A 17,383-nucleotide genomic window follows, 5' to 3' on the forward strand; every position below is an offset into this window, starting at 1 on the left:
TATAAAGTATTAATATAGCAGGTATCAAAAAGGAAACAATCATAAAAGTTTGTAATAGGTACGGTGTTTATACTGTTCCGTGTAAAAACAATATTAAGCCGGTATAACTAAGGGGTAACAAGTACACATAAACGATTAGCTATAAATACTCAATGAGGGCGCTTTCCCATTCTTGAATAATAATTTGGCGCTTCATCTGATCGTCTATCACCAATATTTCAATGCCTAATGGTACAGGGCGAAGCTGACCTTCAGATATATCAAGCAAATGCTTTTGTTTTACACGTACTTCGTTATTAATTGGTTCAAAGTTAGTAAAGTTAGCCATATCGGTTTGACCTTGAACTGACACTAAGTAATCAATAAAGCGCTGAGCCTCTAATACATTTTTTGCGTGTTTAGGAATGATGGCGCTGCGCATTATTACAGAGGTGTAGTCTTTAGGTTGCACCACAACAATATTAGGGTGCTGTGCTGCCCACGTGCGCGCATAAGAGCTCAGTATGTTATAGCCAATATTTAGCTCGCCCGTAGAAAGGGCCTTAAGTATGTCGGCGCTGCGCCTAAATACACGTGTACTATGATAGCCAAACGACTCAAGCATACGCCCATAACTTGAACTTTGCTCGCGGTCATGTGCCCACAGTAAATAGCCTATACCTACTTGAGTTATATCGTAAATACCAATACGGCCTTTAATTTGCTCACTTCGCCTACGTATGAGTTCTAGTAGTTCGTTACGGCTACTTGGCGCCACCTCTTTTCCTAAAAAGTCTTTGTTAAAAGCAATAACGGCGGTTTCGTAGGTAAAACCAAATACCTCATTGCGCCATTTACCCCAAGCAGGGAGTTTATTTGTATATTCAGAGCTATAGGGCTGTGCGTAGCCATCATTAACAAGTTTTACTTGTAAGTTCATGGCCGAACTTAACAGCACGTCGGGTGGGTTTTTTACATCAGCTAAAAACTCACGGTAAACACCGTAAGTGCTCAGTTCGTAATAATCAATTTGCACCTCAGGGTGGCTTTTTTGATATGCCGACAAAAAAGGGGCAATTTCCATTTTGTCAGCGCCGCCATATATTTTAAGTACTGTTTTTTGTGTGCTTTTGGCAGGAAACACCAGTGGCGTTTTTGCACTTACACATGCACAGCTCATTAAGTAAATAAGCACTAATACCTTAATTACGGGGGCTAAAAATCTCAATGTTCGTCCTCTGTCAGCATCAGCGGAAAGTTAATTTCAAAAATAAGCCCAGAAGGGGTGTTATCAAGTAGTTTTATTGCAGCGTTATGATGCTGTGCAACTTCTTTGGCAATACTAAGGCCTAGGCCACTTCCGGCGCGGGGGTCGCCTTTACTTTTATAAAACCGTTCAAACACGTGTTGTTTTTGCGCATCGGGCACACCCACACCTTGGTCTGCTACACATAAGCGGGCAATATAGCCGTGCTCAGTACTGTGTAGCTCGGTAGATACGTTTACTTCTTTATTTTGCGGGCTAAATTTAATCGCATTTTCGAGTATATTGCGCAGCATTTGGCTAAGGGCGAACGAATCCCCACTAATCATTAGGTTTTCATCACCTTGGTAGGTAATGATCACGCCGCGTTGAATAGCCGACACAGCCACATCGCGGCACACCGATTTAACCAGTTCTGGCAACGAGAGGGTTATTAACGGTTGACTATGAAAGCGATGTGCAAGCGTTGCTTGATTTAAAAGTTGTGTAACCGTGCTGTCGAGTAAATCGGTTGAATACAAAACACGGTTTAACTGCTCAGTTCTGGTTTTTTCATCACTTTCTTCAATTGCATTTTGAGCTTGGCTTTTAAGGCCCGCTAGGGGCGTTCTTATTTGATGGGCAACTTCACCAGTAAAGCGTTTTAAATGATTAAGCGATACCTCTAACTGCGAAATAAAGTGGTTAATTGTTGAGATTAAATCGGCCATTTCTTTGGGTACCGACATATCAATAGGGCGTAAATCGGTAGGAGAGCGCTTACGAATTTTTTTATTAATGCTGTAAATAGGGCGCAGTATTTGGTTTACACCTATTAATATAAGCACAATTGCAATGATAAAAGTTAGTATAACCATTTGAATTACATTTAAATTCATTTCGTAGGCAAGTTGGTCGCGCGCTTGTGTTGTTTGGCCTATTAATATATTTACATCGAACGATTCGCCAACCTCGTAAAGCTTGTCTGAGAGTAAAATAAAGCGAAAGTTTTCACCTTTATAGTCGCCTTCCCAAAATTGAATAAGGAGGTTATCGCGCGGGTCGTACTCAGCACGTTGCCATTGATCGCCAGCTTTTTGTAAAATATGCCCGTATAAGCCTTCGTAACCAGTTAAATGCTCCCCTTTATTTTGCGTAATTTGATATACCAGCCTGTCGTTGGAAGCCATAGAGAGTGTTTCAAATGTAGCGCTGGGTAAGTCCACTAATACTTCGTGGTAATCAATATTAGTGTTTTCAAAAATTTGCAGGGCAGCACTGGCAAGCAGCCGATCGTACGAAATTTTAGCCGCATTTTTACTGTAGTTATTGGCCATAAAATAAGTAATAAGGGTAATTATAACCATTAATGCAATGGTAATGGTAAGCAGCTGCCTTCTTATAGAGGGCAATGTTTTGCTATTCATTAGGCTCAGCTAATAAATACCCTAAACCACGTAGGGTTTTTATATCAACACTGCTATTTACCAGCTTTTTACGCAGCCTTGCTACATAGGTTTCTATGGCGTTGGGGCTAGGTGAGTCGTCAAACGAATATAAGTGATCGAGTAACTCGTCTTTATTAAGCACTTTACCCTGGTGAGTTAAAAATATTTCGAGCAATCTAAATTCGCGTTGTTTTAAATCAATAAGCTCTTTGGCAATGGTAACCGTGCAAGATTTACGGTCAAAGTCGAGGTTGCCATAACTAATTATATCTTTGCCTAAGCCTTGGTTTCGTCTGAGTAGGGCGCGGCAACGGGCTTCTAATTCGCCAAAATCAAAAGGTTTAGTGAGGTAATCGTCAGCGCCTAAGTCAAGTAACTCTATGCGGTGCTCTACTTGTGCTCTGGCTGTTAAAATTAACACAGGAGTATTAGAGGCGCGGGCTCTGAGCTTTTTAAGGATTTGTTCGCCGTTTAAATTAGGTAGGTTTAAGTCAAGTAAAATAAGGTCGTACTCATGGCGTTTTAGTAATGAATTAGCTACATCACCGCTGGTTACTAAGTCTATACCTTGGCCCATTTTGGTAAAGCGTTGGCAAATTGCTTCGCCTAAAACCTCATCATCTTCAACCGCTAAAATTCTCATTGAGCACACCTACAGGCAACGTTTCAAAAAGTATAACTTTAAATTACGCAAGACACTAAACAATTACTGCAAAGTTTACAACACGAAAATACCTTATTTAAGAGCAATGTAAGCTATAGTTTTAACTTACACGTTAAAAAATACAATTGCCTCAAATGTAATTATCTTGTGACAGGTTTGTGACAGGTTTACCCTGTAGATTGCAACATGAATACGCTGATACGCACTACACACAACTATAAATTTAATTAAACAAGGTAGCGGAGATAACTATGGCTCAACGGTTCTCTAAAATATTTGCAGTAACAGGCGCAATGTTAACTTGTGTTTCACTTCCTTCGTATGCATCTTTTGATGGACTTACCGAACAAGACAATTTAAACATTAAGCTTAGGTCTATTTACTTTGACCGAGATTACGACAACGACGCCAGTGACGACTCAACCTTTGCACAAGGTATAGAGCTAAATTACCAGTCGGGCTATTTTAATGACTTAATTAGCTTTGGCGTGTCTAACTATACCGTGCTCAATTACAACTCAACCGGCAGCGCGCAAAATAATATTTTACCCGCAGGGGATGAAAAAGGCGGTGTAGACGATAGCTTTTCTAAATTTGGCCAATACTTTATCGATTTTAAATTAGGCGATAAGGGGCATATAAAAGTCGGCGGACAAAAAACCAAAAGCATGCTTTTAAAAAGCTCAGGTAGCCGCGCTATTCCTAATACCTTTAGAGGTGTATTTGGTGATTACAAATTTGCTAATACCAAAGTATACGGCTTCGCATACGATAAATGGAGCCGACGTCACGATGATAAGTGGGAAGACTTTTCAACCGACCAATCAGATAAGGGCGCTATTAGTGTAATTTGGGGTGTAGGTGCAAGTTACAAAAAAGAGGCACTTAAAATTGACGCTGAATATTTAAACTCTCTCGACTACCTAAGCAAAATGGGCCTCAAAGCCAGTTATGATATTAAACTTGAGCAAAGCAAGTTAACACTTTCAAGCGGCGTGTTTACCTCAAAAGACGATGGTGACTTATTTGTAACCGGCGCAGAAGGTGGCGACTTAGATGACGAAGATGCACTCGATGCGATTTCTGGCGTTACTAAAAGCGAAAATGATGGTTTTGCATATTATTTAGATGCTAATTGGAAAAAAGATATTTGGACACTGGGTGCAGCGTTTACCAAAGTAAACGATGCATGGGTAGAAGATAACTTTAGTGGCGATCACGGTACTAACCCATTTCCTACACGCTCATTAATTGGTGCCGATTTAACAAACCAAAACGAAGCTACCTGGCAGGCACGTTTAGGTATTAACTTAAAAGCGGTAGCACCGGGTTTAACCACAAAGTTTTACTACACAAGCGGTAGTGATGCAGAAAATTCGGCCCTTGGTAAAGCAGGTGGTACAGCCGATGAAAAGTACTGGGCAATAGATACACGCTATAAAGTAGCCGCAATTAAGGGCTTAAGCCTACGCTGGTTATTTTTAGATTACACCACTGATGAAACCGGAAGCGTTGATGGCGCTAAAGGCGATAGAGCCGATCACCGCGTTTATGTAGATTACACCATTAAGTTTTAAATAACCCTTCGACAGGTTTTAGCGCGCACCATGCAAATGGTGCGCGCTTTTTAGTTTTTATAATAGTTAACCTGAGTTCTGGATAATAAATCTACCTCAAGCAGCTATTTTTAGCGCTAACTGCTTTGAATTTCCTTGCAATAGACCAGCTATTGACGCGTAAATTCGCCTTGTTTTCACCAAAAATTTCTAGCTAGAGAGAAACAGGCTTAAATACCGTTATTATTTATAGTGTTTTTAAATCTCTTAACCAGAATTCAGGTTAGTTACTTTTTTAATCAATTTTTAATTCGTGACAGGTTAGTGACAGTTTGGCTCCTTATTCTTAAAAAAAGGGCAACGTTTTTATAACGGCGTTACGTGTTTTTTTATTGCATTGATAGGGCGAAATTATGAATTCATCACTCACTACACCTCAGTTAAAACCGATCCCGAGAGCGGTTCACTTTCGTGCTAATAGCAATCAAGTGACAGCGGCTACAGGCACTACAAGTAAGACTAATTTTGCCCCTCAATCTTTGCAAAGCAAACAAGAGCAAGTGCAAGAGTGCGTGGTTATTTTAAGTAATAACTAACCCATTTCTGCTCATTTAAATTGATTTAAAAGCTGGATGATTATGACTATTCAAAAAAAAATACCTTGTGTCATTATGCGCGGCGGCACGTCTCGCGGGACTTATTTTTTAGCCAACGATTTACCTAGAGAGTGGGAAAAACGCAAAGAAATTTTAACGGCAGCAATGGGCTCAGGCGATCCGCTGCAAGTAAATGGCGTAGGCGGTGGTAATTCGCTTACCAGTAAGGCGGCTATTATTTCGCGCTCAACCGACCCTGATGCCGACATTGACTACTTATTTGCGCAGGTTTCAATTGAGCAAAATGAAGTAGATATAACACCTTCGTGCGGTAATATTTTATCCGGTGCTGCGCCTTTAGCTATTGAGTACGGTTTAGTAACAGCAAATGATGGCGAAACAAGAGTAAGAGTTAAAAACGTAAATACAAACACGCTTATTGAGGTTGTAGTACAAACGCCTAACGGCTTTGTAGAGTACGAAGGCGATGCCACTATTGATGGCGTGCCAGGATCTGGTGCCCCTATTTTACTGAAGTTTTTTGATGTGTGTGGCACCAAAACAGGCGAGCTTTTGCCTACTGGCTCTGCCCGAGACACCTTTGATGGTGTTGAAGTAAGTTGTGTTGATGCCGCTATGCCTATGGTATTAATACCGGCGCAATCGCTTGGCGTAAAAGGCTCTGAGAGTAAACAAGAGCTTGATGCAAACAGCGAGTTACTACAAAAAATTGAAAGCATTCGTTTGCAGGCTTCATTAAAAATGGGCCTAGGGGATGCCACCGGAAAAGTGATTCCAAAAGTCGGTTTACTGTCGGTTCCACAATTTGGCGGTACAATTACCTCGCGCTATTTTGTGCCGCAAAACTGCCATACCAGCCATTCGGTAACCGGTGCAATTTGTGTGAGTGTAAGCTGCATGTTGCCAGGTAGCGTGGCGTACGATTTGATCACCCCACAAACCTCAAATCAGCAAAGTATTGTGGTTGAACACCCCAGCGGTAAAATTGATTTACTCCTAGAGGGTAGCTTTGAGAACAATACACTCGATATAAAATCTGCAGGGTTAATGCGCACTGCCAGAATGTTATTTAAAGGCGAAGTACACATACCTGCAAAAGTATGGGATGAAAGTAAAATTGCTTAACTTATACCAACCTCAAAATACCTCATTTAATTAAGCTAATTGGTATAGAGCCTTAGTGAACCAACCTAAAATGCGATAACAGATTGTCTGTTATCGCATTTTTTATACCCTTAATAAAAATAATTAAATATAAATTAAAATAAAAACAGTAACTTAAAAGTTATTTAAAATTAATTAATAGTTTATTAACGATGACAGGTAGATGACAGTTTCGGCTATTAGTCTAGCTGCTGTTAACTTCTTTTAACGAAATACTTTCATCTATGTAATAGAGGCAGTGACGTTATCAGGACCTATTTAAATAATTGTAGCGAATAACAGAGGTCAAATTATGAAGATTAAATTAAGTACTTTTGCACCTAATCGATTAAAAGCAATGCTTGTTGTTTTAGCAGCAACCAGTGGTATTAGTTCAGCGTATGCAAATAACAACGAAGAAGTAAGCTTTGCTGACGAACGAGTCGAGTGGGTTGTACCATTTAAAGAAGGTGGCGGCTCTGATACATGGGCGCGCTTTTTTGGCCCGCGTTTTTCTCAGCACTTAAATGGCAAACCTGTTGTAGTAGTTAAAAACATTCCAGGTGGTGGCTCAACTAAAGGCGCTAACCGGTTTGAGCGCCGAGGTAAGGCTAATGGTTTAAATGTATTTAGTACTTCAGCGTCTACGCAAATTCCTTACTTACTAGGTGACTCACGCGTTAGATACGACGTAAAGCGTTGGAATGTCATTATGGCAACGCCAACCGGTGCCGTTGTATATGTACGCCCAGAGCTTGGTATTAAAAACGCATCAGAGCTTGCAAAATTACAAGGTCAAAAACTTAAATTTGGCAGCCAACGTGCAGCATCAATGGACTTAGTGGGTTTATTGGCCTTCGACATGCTTGATTTAGACATACACGCTATTTTTGGTATGAAAGGCCGTGGCAGCGCCCGTTTATCGTTTGAACGTGGCGAGGTTGATATCGACTTTCAAACTACCTCTGCATACTTAAAAAAAGTACAACCACTCGTTGATGAAGGCAAAGCCGTTCCACTTATGTCGTTTGGTGTACTTAATAAAGAGGGCAAAATTGTTCGCGACCCAACATTTCCTGACTTACCACACGTAGGCGAAGTATACGAAATGATCCACGGTAAAAAGCCAACGGGCGTGGAATACAACGTATGGAAAACCTTTTTTGTAGCGGGCTTTGCAGCTCAAAAAGGCCTGTTTTTACCAAAAGGCACACCTGATGACGTTATTGCATCATGGCGCAGTGCAGCTCAACGCGTAATTGATCAAGACAACTTTAAAGAAGAGTCTGAGCTAGTACTTGGCCAATACCCGCAACTTGTACACGAAGATGCGGTAAACACACTTAATTCAGCACTCACTATTTCTGAAACTGACAAGCAATGGGTAAGAAATTACCTGACAGAAAACTACAACGCGCGCTTTTAATAAGCCTTGTTGATTTGTTGTACACAAAGTGGCTCGCATTAGTGAGCCACTTTTTTAACCTAAGGAGAGCAGTATGTTAGATGCATTTTTAATTGCGCTACAAACTATTCTTACCCCAACACACTTAATGTATTTATGCGGCGGCGTTTTTTTAGGCTTGCTGATTGGTATTTTTCCGGGTTTAGGCGGCATAGCGGGTTTATCGTTATTACTGCCATTTTTATATGGTATGGACCCCATTTCAGCACTTGCCATGCTTATTGGCTTAGTCGCTGTTATTCCCACCTCTGACACATTCACCTCGGTATTAATGGGCATTCCTGGCTCAAGTGGCTCTCAGGCAACCGTGCTTGATGGCTTTCCTCTTTCTAAAAAGGGCCAAGCAGCACGCGCGCTTTCAGCGGCGTTTGCCTCATCGTTATTTGGTGGCCTTTTTGGCGCAATTATTTTAACGCTATTTGTACTTATTGCGCGCCCCGTTATTTTAGCGTTTGGTTCGGCCGAATTATTTATGCTGACTTTACTAGGTTTAAGCATGGTAGGCGTACTTGCTGGTAATAGCTTAGTAAAAGGCTTAAGCGCCTGTGGTTTAGGGTTATGTTTAGGCTCTCTTGGCGGTGCACCTGCAACAGGTGAATACCGTATGGTATTTGATAACGGTTACTTAATGGATGGTATTCCGTTAGTGGTTGTTGGTTTAGGTATTTTTGCATTACCAGAAATTATTGATTTACTGCGTCAAAACCGCTCTATTTCAGAAGCCTCTGAGCTAGGTAGTGGTTGGTTTGAAGGCGTAAAAGATGTTGTTAAAAATAAATGGTTAGCAACACGTTGTGCTGCCATTGGCTGTGTTGTTGGCGCATTACCGGGCCTTGGCGGCAGTGTAGTCGATTGGATCTCTTATGGTCATGCAGTCCAAACCTCTAAAGACACCGAAAATTTTGGTAAAGGCGATATTCGCGGTGTTATTGCGCCTGAGTCCTCTAATAATGCTAAAGAAGGCGGTGGCTTAATTCCGACCTTACTATTTGGTATTCCAGGCTCTGGCAGCATGGCTGTATTTTTAGGTGGCATGGTGCTTATTGGCCTAGAGCCTGGCCCTGCGATGATCACAACCGACCTTGATGTTACCTACACAATTGTGTGGTCACTTGCACTAGCTAATGTAATTGGCGCGGGCGCGTGTTTACTTATCTCTAAATGGGTTGCAAAAGTAACCACTATTCCTTACACGCTAATGGCACCTTTTATGGTTATGGTGATCTTTTTTGCAGCGTTTCAGGCAACACGCGATTTAGGCGATTTAGTTGCACTTATAGGCATTGGTATTTTAGGCGTATTAATGAAACGTTTTGGCTGGCCTCGCCCTGCATTTTTAATTGGTTTTGTACTAGCAAGCGGCATGGAAACTTACCTTTATCAAGCTATTCAGTTTGATGGCATTGAGTTTTTATTAAAACCGGGCGTTATTATTATTGGTGCTTTAACAGCGCTTTCTATTTTCTTTGCGGCGCGCCACTCAATCAAGGCAGTTAAAAAAGAAAAAGCCAATAAAAATACGGCTAATGCCGAGGTAAAACCAACTAACCTAAAACCACAAATTGCGTTTTCTGGCTTTGTTTGTTTGGTGTTTGCATACGGTTTGTATGACTCGTTCCAACGCTCATTTTTGGGTGGCGTATTCCCCGCAGTGGTGTGCTCGTTCATGTTAATACTCTCAGGCGTTGTGCTTATAAAGCTTTTGCTAAATAAAGTAGATGACGCAGTAAATTACGATAACGAAGTATCTGCAGGGTATGTAAACGACTCAAGTGTAACCGGCCTTTGGCATTATGTATTTTGGCTATGTGGTTTGCTCGCAGGGTGTTTTTTACTTGGCTATGTGATTTCGATAGCGCTGTTTTTTATTATCTTTTTACTGGTAAAAGCACGTATTTCGATTGTTAGAACATTAACGCTTACCACCTGCGCGTTAGCATTTTTACTGACCCTATCGCACTTTATGGTTTTAGACTTACCCACGGGCTACTTGCAAGAAGTGGCAAGCTTTACAGCGCTTTAAAGGTTGACGTGTTGGGATTAATGCTCAACACGTTTTTTAACTCAGCACCATAAAGGCTCGCTTAAGAAGGATAACGTTATGATTTCACCTAAGCTTATTTTAATGCCGCTTTCTACTAGTGGGCATGTTACAGAGCGTTTAAAAGGAGGCTTAGCTGTTGCTAAGTACTTTAATGCTCACCTTGATGTTTTTCACACGCATTTAGATCCCAAGCGCTTTTTACCAACAGGGCAGCTTGGTTTACCCTCTAAATTAGTAAAAGAGTTAGACTCAGTAGCAGGGCGTTTTGCAAGTACAGAGTCGGCTAATTTAAAAAGTGAATTTATTAACTTATGCGCCGAGCAAAAAGTAATATACACCGACACTAGCACCACGCATTTAACCCACCCAAGTGCTGCGTGGCACATAAATTTAGGGCTACGTAGCGAAATAATTGCAGAGCAAGGCAAAGTGGCCGATTTAATTATTATTCCGCAGTCTAAAAGTGGTAAGTCGACTTCTACCTTTGAAGCCTCGGTTATGCGAAGTGGTAAACCTATATTGCTTGTGCCAAGGCAAATGACTAACTTTGATATAAAAACAGTCGTGATTGGCTGGAACGCCAGTACCGAAGTATCCCGTGCGCTCACTTACAGTTTACCGCTTTTAAAACAGGCTACAAAGGTCGTTATTTGCACCAGCGCGAGCAGTGCCGATAAAATGCCAAACGGCCATGAGGTGGTTAAATATTTAGCCCAGCATGATATTAAAAGTGAGTTTGTCACTTTTAATAATGGCAGGCAATCAACCGCTAAAGCGTTTATGTCGGTAGCGCAAATGCATAATGCCGATTTAGTCGTTATGGGGGCGTTTACACATAGGCGTATTCACGAACAAATTTTTGGAGGTATGACTAACTACATGCTTGCAAACACCACACTACCGATATTTATGGCGCGTTAGTGCTTTAAATTAATTAACTACATTTTACCCAAAAGCCGATATTTACGTTCAATATCGGCTTTTTATTTTTAGTGACTCTAAAGCTCACTGTGATAAAACTAACCATTATAATAATAAAAATTAATGGGTAGCGGCCTATGTATACGCTTTCGCAGTGGCAAACGAACGGGCAGTTTATTGATATAAATGCCAATCAAATTTTTACTAAAACAGCGGGGGATGCAAATAACCCCGCGCTACTTTTAATTCATGGATTTCCAAGTGCTAGCTGGGACTGGGAAGGTATGTGGGATGAACTTACTAAACACTACTTTTTAGTAACACTTGATATGCTGGGGTTTGGGCTTTCGGATAAACCAATAAACGCGACTTATAAAATTACAGAGCAGGCTGATTTATACACGCAATTTTTAAAGCGTTTAAATATTACCGATGTAAACATACTAGCCCACGATTATGGTGATACCGTGGCGCAAGAGCTATTAGCAAGACAAGTTGCTGCCAAAAGTGAAATACGCATACACAGTGTATGCTTTTTAAATGGTGGGCTATTTCCACAAGTACATAAACCCTTATTTATACAAAAGCTGCTACTTTCAAAACTTGGTTGGATAGTCCCTAAGCTAATGAGCAAACAAAAGTTTGCTAAAAACTTAACCACTATTTTTGGTAAACACACGCCACCAGCCCCTTTGGTAATTGATACGCTTTGGGCACTGTTAATATATAACAATGGTTTACGTGTTATGCCCAAGCTAATTAAATATATTACACAGCGAAAACAAAACGAGCAACGCTGGGTTGGGGCCATTATTAATAGCGATATACCAGTTACGTTTATTGCAGGTGAGCAAGACCCAATCTCAGGTAAACACATGCTTGAGCATTATAAAAAGAAAGTACCAAATGCGCGCGTACAAGGGTTTGTTGAACTTGGGCACTACCCGCAAATAGAAGATGCTAAGGCTATAACTGTGGCTTATTTAAATTTTAGAAACCAGTTATAAAAAACGCGGCTTAAGTGAAGTAAGCCGCGTTTTAAACTTTAATTAAGCGTAATTAAATACGTTCTTTTAATACTTTCTTTTTTTAGGTACTTTTAATTGGCTTTCAAATTCATCAGGAAAAAGCACGGTACCGTCGTCATCTTCGGTAGGGAACACCGCAATTAGTAAATCGTCCTCTTCAAGGCCGGGTGTCCAGCGGCTAAACCAATCTTTAGTAGGGATTGCTTTTGGTGTACAGCCTTCCCATTCACCTGTGGCCCAAGCTTGTGCAAAATCGCGGGTTGGCCATACTGGTACACAGTCGTCATCTTCGTTAGCTAGCATTACGCAGCCATCGTCGTCGTTTAAAATCCACACTTGCTTATATTGCTGTACGGTTTCAAACATAAAAGCGAGTCGTTTTTTTGCCCCTAGCCCTAAAATTACAGTTTGTTCTTCGGTTGCATTTGCAGTTGTCATAATTGGCTCACTCTTAATTGCTGTAGTTTTACTGTTACCAGTATATCGAGTTATATGACAGTGTGTTGAAAAGTTATTATTTAATTTTATCTGTGCAGATCTAATTTTAAGATTAAACAGTATAAGCTCTCATAAATTTGAGCGATCATTCAAAATCACTCTTGAATGTATTTAAAACGACCTCATCTCATACACATACTTTAAAGAAGGATTGAAAAGAATGACTACTGATTTACTTTCACCGTTTAAACTAAACGACACACTTGAACTTCAAAACCGTGTACTTATGGCGCCTTTAACACGTTGTATGGCCGATGATAATTTAGTGCCTACCCAAGATATGGTTGAATATTATGCACGCCGCGCACAAACAGGTTTAATTATTAGCGAAGCCACTATTATTCGCCCAGATGCGCAAGGTTACCCAAATACACCGGGGTTATTTACCAGTGAGCAAATTCAAGGTTGGAAGAAAGTAACTGACGCAGTGCATGCCAATGGCGGAAAAATGTTTGCACAACTTTGGCATGTTGGCCGTGTTGCGCATCCTCACTTTTTTGATGGCGATGTATTGGCGCCATCGGCAATTGGTGTAGAAGGCTCTGTACCACGTATGCGTGAGCTTACTTACATTACGCCAAAAGCTGCAACAACTGACGATATAAAATCGCTGGTTGCAGATTTTGCTAAAGCGGCCGAAAACGCAATGGAAGCCGGTTTTGATGGCGTAGAAATTCACGGCGCAAATGGTTACTTAATTGACCAATTTTTACATTATGAAGCTAACGTACGTGAAGATGAATATGGTCAAACACCTGAGAATATGTCGCGTTTTGCTCTAGAAGTAACGGATGCTGTAATAGCTGAAGTGGGTAATGAGCGTACCGCATTAAGGTTAACTCCAGGCGCTTATTTTAATATGAGCGAAGATAGCCGCGATAAGGCCGTATTTGACTACCTATTACCAGAGCTTGAAAAAAGAGACCTAGCGTATTTACACGGCGGTATATTTGACGACAGTACGCGTTTTGACTCTTTAGAAGGCAAAACAACGTCTGAATTTTTAAGAGCTGGCTATAAAGGTACGTTAGTTGGCGTAGGTAGTTACAGTTTTGAAACTGCAAAAGAGGCAATTAACGATGCTAAGTTTGATTTAATCGCCATTGGCCGCCCGCTTATTGCTAACCCAGACTACATTAGCAAAGTTGCAAACAATGAAGAGCTTGTTGCTTATAACGACGAAATGCTCGCTAAACTGATTTAAAATAGTCTAGTTTTAAATAATACAGCCTAGGATTTAAGTCTTAGGCTGACATCTCCACGACATAATTAAGCCATAAAACTCCCACAATTTTTTAACACCTCTGTCAATAAACTTCATTTTTGTTGTCATATTTCAAAACCATACTGTGCCCGCTTTCATAATTACTTTTGATAATTAAAACCAAACGGGACAACAATGTACGCTTTAACAAATAAATCAGTTTTGAGTCTGGCAATTGCTATGGCTGTATCATCAACCGCTTATGCTAACGACAACGAAATAGAAGAAATTACCGTTACTGCCAAACCAACCAGTTACGCAAATAATGTGATTGAGCCTGCAATGCTTGATCAACAAACAACGGTTTCGAGTGTGTTATCGGTAATTGATAACTTACCTGGCATTAGCATAAACGAAGGCGATGCATTTGGTGGCGATGATTGGTCTACAACCATTACTATGCGCGGTTTTAGTATTGACTCAAACCAGCAGCAATTAGGGATGACCGTTGATGGTATTCCTAATGGTGGCTCAAACTACGGCGGGGGTGCTAAAGCTAACCGTTACCTAGATACCGAAAACCTAGCCACTGTAGAAGTAGGGCAAGGCACTTCTGATATTAAATCGGCCTCGCTTGAAGCGCTAGGCGGTACATTTAACTTTGTAAGTAAAGCGCCAAGCCTTGATAAAAGCACTACATTTGCTTATACCTCAGGCAGCCACGATGCAACCCGTTATTACGTTAAGCACGAAACCGGCACTATTTTTGACAATACACAAGCGTATGTAAGTTACTCGCAAACTGATACCAGCCGTTGGATTGGCTCGGGCAGTAATGGGGGTAAAGACAACCAACACGCGGAGCTTAAATTTGTAACAACGCTTACAGATTTAACCATTACAGGGCGTTTATCTTACGATGATGTAAGCGAGACTAACTATAACAGTGTAAGCCTTGAGCAATTTGAACAAACACCAGAGTGGGATCAGCTAACGTGGAACTGGACAGGCGTACCACATTACGACCAAATGTTTGCCGAGGGCTGGGGTACACTTCGAGAAAATACCTTAGCGTATTTAAAGTTTGAATATGCACTTTCGCCAACATCGCTTATTACAGTGAGCCCTTATTATCATAATAACTCGGGCCGAGGCGATTGGATCCCACCTTATTTAACGACCCCAGTAGATGAAAACGGTGACCCAACCACTGAGGGCGGCACTAACGCGCTCTCGTATGGTTTTGTAGATAGCGATGGCAATGCACTTGCGCCAAATGAAGGCTGTACGGCAAGCTTAAGTTGGCCGTGGGAGTCGGGCCCTGGTTTAAACCCTGCGTGTTACGATGATACCGCAACGCCTGTTATGTCGTACCGCCATACACATTACAAAAAAGACCGCCTAGGTGTAACAGCTAACTACCAAGCTACCTTTGGCATGCACGATATAGAAGCCGGCTTTTGGTATGAGCAAAGCGACCGTGATGAATCACGCGATTGGCACAAAGTCATTAATGCCAGCATTTACCACCATTTTGATAGCACACCATACTGGACGCAGTATAAAAACACGTTTGAAACCGACACGCTAAAATGGTACGCGCAAGATTCAATGGCGCTTGGCGATTTTACGCTTAACTTAGGTGTTAAAAAGTACCTTGTTGATATTGAAAAGTACGACCATTACCAAAATGCCACAACAGCTAAAGTTAATAGTGACTCTGATGTGTTATTTAGTGGCGGTATTTTGTATCAATTAAATAATTCAACCGAGTTATTTGCCAGTTACAGTGAAAATTTTGCAGCCATAAAAGACGGTGTACTTGAGCGCGATAGCTCTGATTTATCAGCGATTGAGCCAGAAACCGCTGAAAACATTGACCTAGGTGTACGCTATCAAAACGACGCGCTAAAACTCACGGCAACAGCGTACTCAATAGAATTTGATAACCGCATAACCTTTATAGCACCAGGTAGCGATACCGGCGGTATTGATTACACCATAGGAACAAATGGCTCTTACTTAAATGTAGGCGGTATCGAATCAAAAGGTTTAGAGCTTGCGGCAAGTTATATGCTTAACGAGCAGTGGAGCGTATACAGCTCGTACACAAATAATGATTCAGAATATAAAGGCGATGCACCCGGCTTTGAAGCAGGTGAAAAAGTAATAGACTCAGTTGATGACTTGTTTGTGCTCTCTACAGACTATTACAGCGGCGATTTTCGTTTTGGGCTATCGGCTAAATACACAGGTGAGCGAGGAGATGTTGATGGTTACACTGTGGTTGATTTAAATGCTGGTTACTCAGCTGATGTAAATGCAGGCCCATTTAAAGCTGTGGATATTGCTTTTGTGGTTTATAACATCACTGATAAAAGCTACTTAGCGGGCGGTACGGGCAATGGCAGCACTTATTATATTGGTGCGCCACGTACAGCAGCGGTTACGTTAACTGCAACGTTTTAAACCAATAAACCTATTTTATGCACTGCAGTTGCCTTAAGTTTTGTATTTAGCACTAACAGTATGGCTGCACCGTCTAAAATTTTATTTGGCTCGTGCGGGCATCAAGATAAAGACATTCCAATATTTAATACCATTAATAAAGAGCAGGGCGATTTATTTATATTTTTAGGTGACAACATATACGGCGATACCAACGACATGGCAGTGCTTGCCAATAAATACCAAAAATTAGGTGCAAAGCCTGGTTTTAAAGCGCTGAAAGAGCAAACGCCCATCATTGCGATGTGGGACGATCACGATTTTGGCCAAAACGATATTGGTAAAGACTACCCACATAAAGAGCAATCGCGCCAAATTATGCTCGATTTTTGGGATGAGCCCGCTAATTCTGAGCGCCGAACACGCGCTGATGGTATTTACACCTCTTACATGTATGGAGAAGGCAAGCAAACGGTGCACGTTATTATGCCTGACTTACGCTGGAACCGTGATGCACTTAACCCTGTAAGCGAGCTTGAATATTACACAAAGCGCAAACTTAATAACCAAGGCCCATATAGCCCAACTGAAGTTAAAGGTGCCTCTATGCTTGGCGAGGCGCAGTGGCAATGGCTAGAGCAAGAACTTAAAAAGCCAGCGGCTATAAAGCTAATTGCCTCAAGCTTACAGTTACTACCCGATTTTACAGGGTGGGAGTCGTGGGCTAACTTTCCGGATGATCGCAACCGTTTATTTTCGTTAATTAAAAAGCATAAAGTAAATGGCGTTGTTATCATCAGTGGCGATACGCACTGGGGTGAAATATCAAAGTATCAGCAAAATCTTGATTACCCATTAATAGAAATGACCAGCTCAGGCTTAACTGAAAAATGGAAAGACGTAAGCCCAAATAAACACCGCGTTGGCGATTATACCCACAATGTGAATTACGGCGATTTAAGCATAGATTGGCAACAAGCCGACCCCGCCATATCACTTAAACTTAAAGGGATTGATGGAAAGGTAATAATGCAAAGCGCATTTAGCTTATCAAGCATTAGCCCTTATAAATAAACGGCCTTATAAATACAACGCACAGTGGTTAAAATTAATGCTGTGCGTTTA

General features: G+C 41.2%; 14 protein-coding genes. 10 read left to right on the forward strand and 4 right to left on the reverse strand.

What is annotated here, in order from left to right; all coding sequences use genetic code 11:
- Positions 1–139: 139 nt before the first annotated feature.
- The 3 genes from PESP_RS06755 to PESP_RS06765 are packed head-to-tail and all read right to left on the reverse strand — an operon-like array spanning position 140 to position 3,313.
- A complete protein-coding gene (locus PESP_RS06755) occupies positions 140–1,207 on the reverse strand; it encodes an ABC transporter substrate-binding protein (RefSeq protein WP_089347331.1) in 1,068 nt (355 codons plus the stop codon).
- Positions 1,204–2,649: a sensor histidine kinase gene (locus tag PESP_RS06760; RefSeq protein ID WP_089347332.1), complete on the reverse strand. Its 1,446-nt coding sequence runs from the start codon at positions 2,647–2,649 to the stop codon at positions 1,204–1,206. The genes PESP_RS06755 and PESP_RS06760 overlap by 4 nt, the downstream gene beginning before the upstream one ends.
- Positions 2,642–3,313 carry a response regulator transcription factor gene (locus PESP_RS06765; RefSeq protein ID WP_089347333.1) on the reverse strand — a complete coding sequence of 224 codons (672 nt, stop codon included), beginning with the start codon at positions 3,311–3,313 and terminating at the stop codon, positions 2,642–2,644. Before PESP_RS06765 ends, PESP_RS06760 begins: the two co-directional genes overlap by 8 nt.
- Before the next feature lie 272 nt (positions 3,314–3,585).
- Here PESP_RS06765 and PESP_RS06770 point away from each other — a divergent pair, with 272 nt between their 5' ends.
- From PESP_RS06770 to PESP_RS06800, 7 genes are all read left to right on the forward strand, one after another.
- Entirely contained in the window at positions 3,586–4,911 is a 1,326-nt protein-coding gene (locus PESP_RS06770; RefSeq protein ID WP_089347334.1) for an OprD family outer membrane porin, read from the forward strand.
- Positions 4,912–5,303: 392 nt separating this feature from the next.
- Positions 5,304–5,486, forward strand: coding sequence for a hypothetical protein (locus PESP_RS06775; RefSeq protein WP_089347335.1), 183 nt, complete (start codon positions 5,304–5,306; stop codon positions 5,484–5,486).
- A gap of 42 nt (positions 5,487–5,528) precedes the next feature.
- The gene (locus tag PESP_RS06780; RefSeq protein WP_089347336.1) at positions 5,529–6,632 is read left to right on the forward strand and encodes a 4-oxalomesaconate tautomerase; all 1,104 of its coding nucleotides are present in this window, start codon (positions 5,529–5,531) and stop codon (positions 6,630–6,632) included.
- Between the two features lie 331 nt (positions 6,633–6,963).
- Positions 6,964–8,076 (forward strand): Bug family tripartite tricarboxylate transporter substrate binding protein, encoded by a 1,113-nt coding sequence (locus tag PESP_RS06785; protein WP_089347337.1) that lies wholly within the window; start codon positions 6,964–6,966, stop codon positions 8,074–8,076.
- Positions 8,077–8,149: 73 nt separating this feature from the next.
- A complete protein-coding gene (locus PESP_RS06790) occupies positions 8,150–10,138 on the forward strand; it encodes a tripartite tricarboxylate transporter permease (RefSeq protein WP_089347338.1) in 1,989 nt (662 codons plus the stop codon).
- Between the two features lie 78 nt (positions 10,139–10,216).
- Complete coding sequence (locus PESP_RS06795) at positions 10,217–11,080, forward strand: universal stress protein (RefSeq protein WP_089347339.1); 864 nt, start codon at positions 10,217–10,219, stop codon at positions 11,078–11,080.
- Between the two features lie 137 nt (positions 11,081–11,217).
- Positions 11,218–12,087: an alpha/beta fold hydrolase gene (locus tag PESP_RS06800; RefSeq protein ID WP_089347340.1), complete on the forward strand. Its 870-nt coding sequence runs from the start codon at positions 11,218–11,220 to the stop codon at positions 12,085–12,087.
- Positions 12,088–12,153: 66 nt separating this feature from the next.
- On the opposite strand, the gene PESP_RS06805 is transcribed toward PESP_RS06800, so the two are convergent.
- On the reverse strand, positions 12,154–12,546 hold the full coding sequence (locus tag PESP_RS06805; RefSeq protein ID WP_089347341.1) for a DUF2750 domain-containing protein: 393 nt from the start codon (positions 12,544–12,546) through the stop codon (positions 12,154–12,156).
- A gap of 220 nt (positions 12,547–12,766) precedes the next feature.
- Here PESP_RS06805 and PESP_RS06810 point away from each other — a divergent pair, with 220 nt between their 5' ends.
- From PESP_RS06810 to PESP_RS06820, 3 genes are all read left to right on the forward strand, one after another.
- Positions 12,767–13,810 carry an alkene reductase gene (locus PESP_RS06810; protein WP_089347342.1) on the forward strand — a complete coding sequence of 348 codons (1,044 nt, stop codon included), beginning with the start codon at positions 12,767–12,769 and terminating at the stop codon, positions 13,808–13,810.
- Positions 13,811–14,005: 195 nt separating this feature from the next.
- Positions 14,006–16,279: a TonB-dependent receptor domain-containing protein gene (locus PESP_RS06815; RefSeq protein WP_089347343.1), complete on the forward strand. Its 2,274-nt coding sequence runs from the start codon at positions 14,006–14,008 to the stop codon at positions 16,277–16,279.
- 60 nt (positions 16,280–16,339) lie between these two features.
- Positions 16,340–17,332: an alkaline phosphatase D family protein gene (locus PESP_RS06820; protein ID WP_245852157.1), complete on the forward strand. Its 993-nt coding sequence runs from the start codon at positions 16,340–16,342 to the stop codon at positions 17,330–17,332.
- The last annotated feature ends 51 nt before the right edge of the window (positions 17,333–17,383 follow it).

Origin of the sequence: Pseudoalteromonas espejiana DSM 9414 (genome assembly GCF_002221525.1) — a bacterium.
Taxonomy (GTDB): Bacteria; Pseudomonadota; Gammaproteobacteria; order Enterobacterales; family Alteromonadaceae; genus Pseudoalteromonas; species Pseudoalteromonas espejiana.

Coding starts and splice junctions, on each gene's coding strand:
- PESP_RS06785 (WP_089347337.1), top strand. CDS start 6,964: ATGAAGATTAAATTAAGTACTTTTGCACCTAATCGATTAAAAGCAATG.
- PESP_RS06790 (WP_089347338.1), top strand. CDS start 8,150: ATGTTAGATGCATTTTTAATTGCGCTACAAACTATTCTTACCCCAACA.
- PESP_RS06800 (WP_089347340.1), top strand. CDS start 11,218: ATGTATACGCTTTCGCAGTGGCAAACGAACGGGCAGTTTATTGATATA.
- PESP_RS06815 (WP_089347343.1), top strand. CDS start 14,006: ATGTACGCTTTAACAAATAAATCAGTTTTGAGTCTGGCAATTGCTATG.
- PESP_RS06805 (WP_089347341.1), bottom strand. CDS start 12,546: ATGACAACTGCAAATGCAACCGAAGAACAAACTGTAATTTTAGGGCTA.
- PESP_RS06770 (WP_089347334.1), top strand. CDS start 3,586: ATGGCTCAACGGTTCTCTAAAATATTTGCAGTAACAGGCGCAATGTTA.
- PESP_RS06820 (WP_245852157.1), top strand. CDS start 16,340: ATGGCTGCACCGTCTAAAATTTTATTTGGCTCGTGCGGGCATCAAGAT.
- PESP_RS06765 (WP_089347333.1), bottom strand. CDS start 3,313: ATGAGAATTTTAGCGGTTGAAGATGATGAGGTTTTAGGCGAAGCAATT.
- PESP_RS06810 (WP_089347342.1), top strand. CDS start 12,767: ATGACTACTGATTTACTTTCACCGTTTAAACTAAACGACACACTTGAA.
- PESP_RS06775 (WP_089347335.1), top strand. CDS start 5,304: ATGAATTCATCACTCACTACACCTCAGTTAAAACCGATCCCGAGAGCG.
- PESP_RS06760 (WP_089347332.1), bottom strand. CDS start 2,649: ATGAATAGCAAAACATTGCCCTCTATAAGAAGGCAGCTGCTTACCATT.
- PESP_RS06795 (WP_089347339.1), top strand. CDS start 10,217: ATGATTTCACCTAAGCTTATTTTAATGCCGCTTTCTACTAGTGGGCAT.
- PESP_RS06780 (WP_089347336.1), top strand. CDS start 5,529: ATGACTATTCAAAAAAAAATACCTTGTGTCATTATGCGCGGCGGCACG.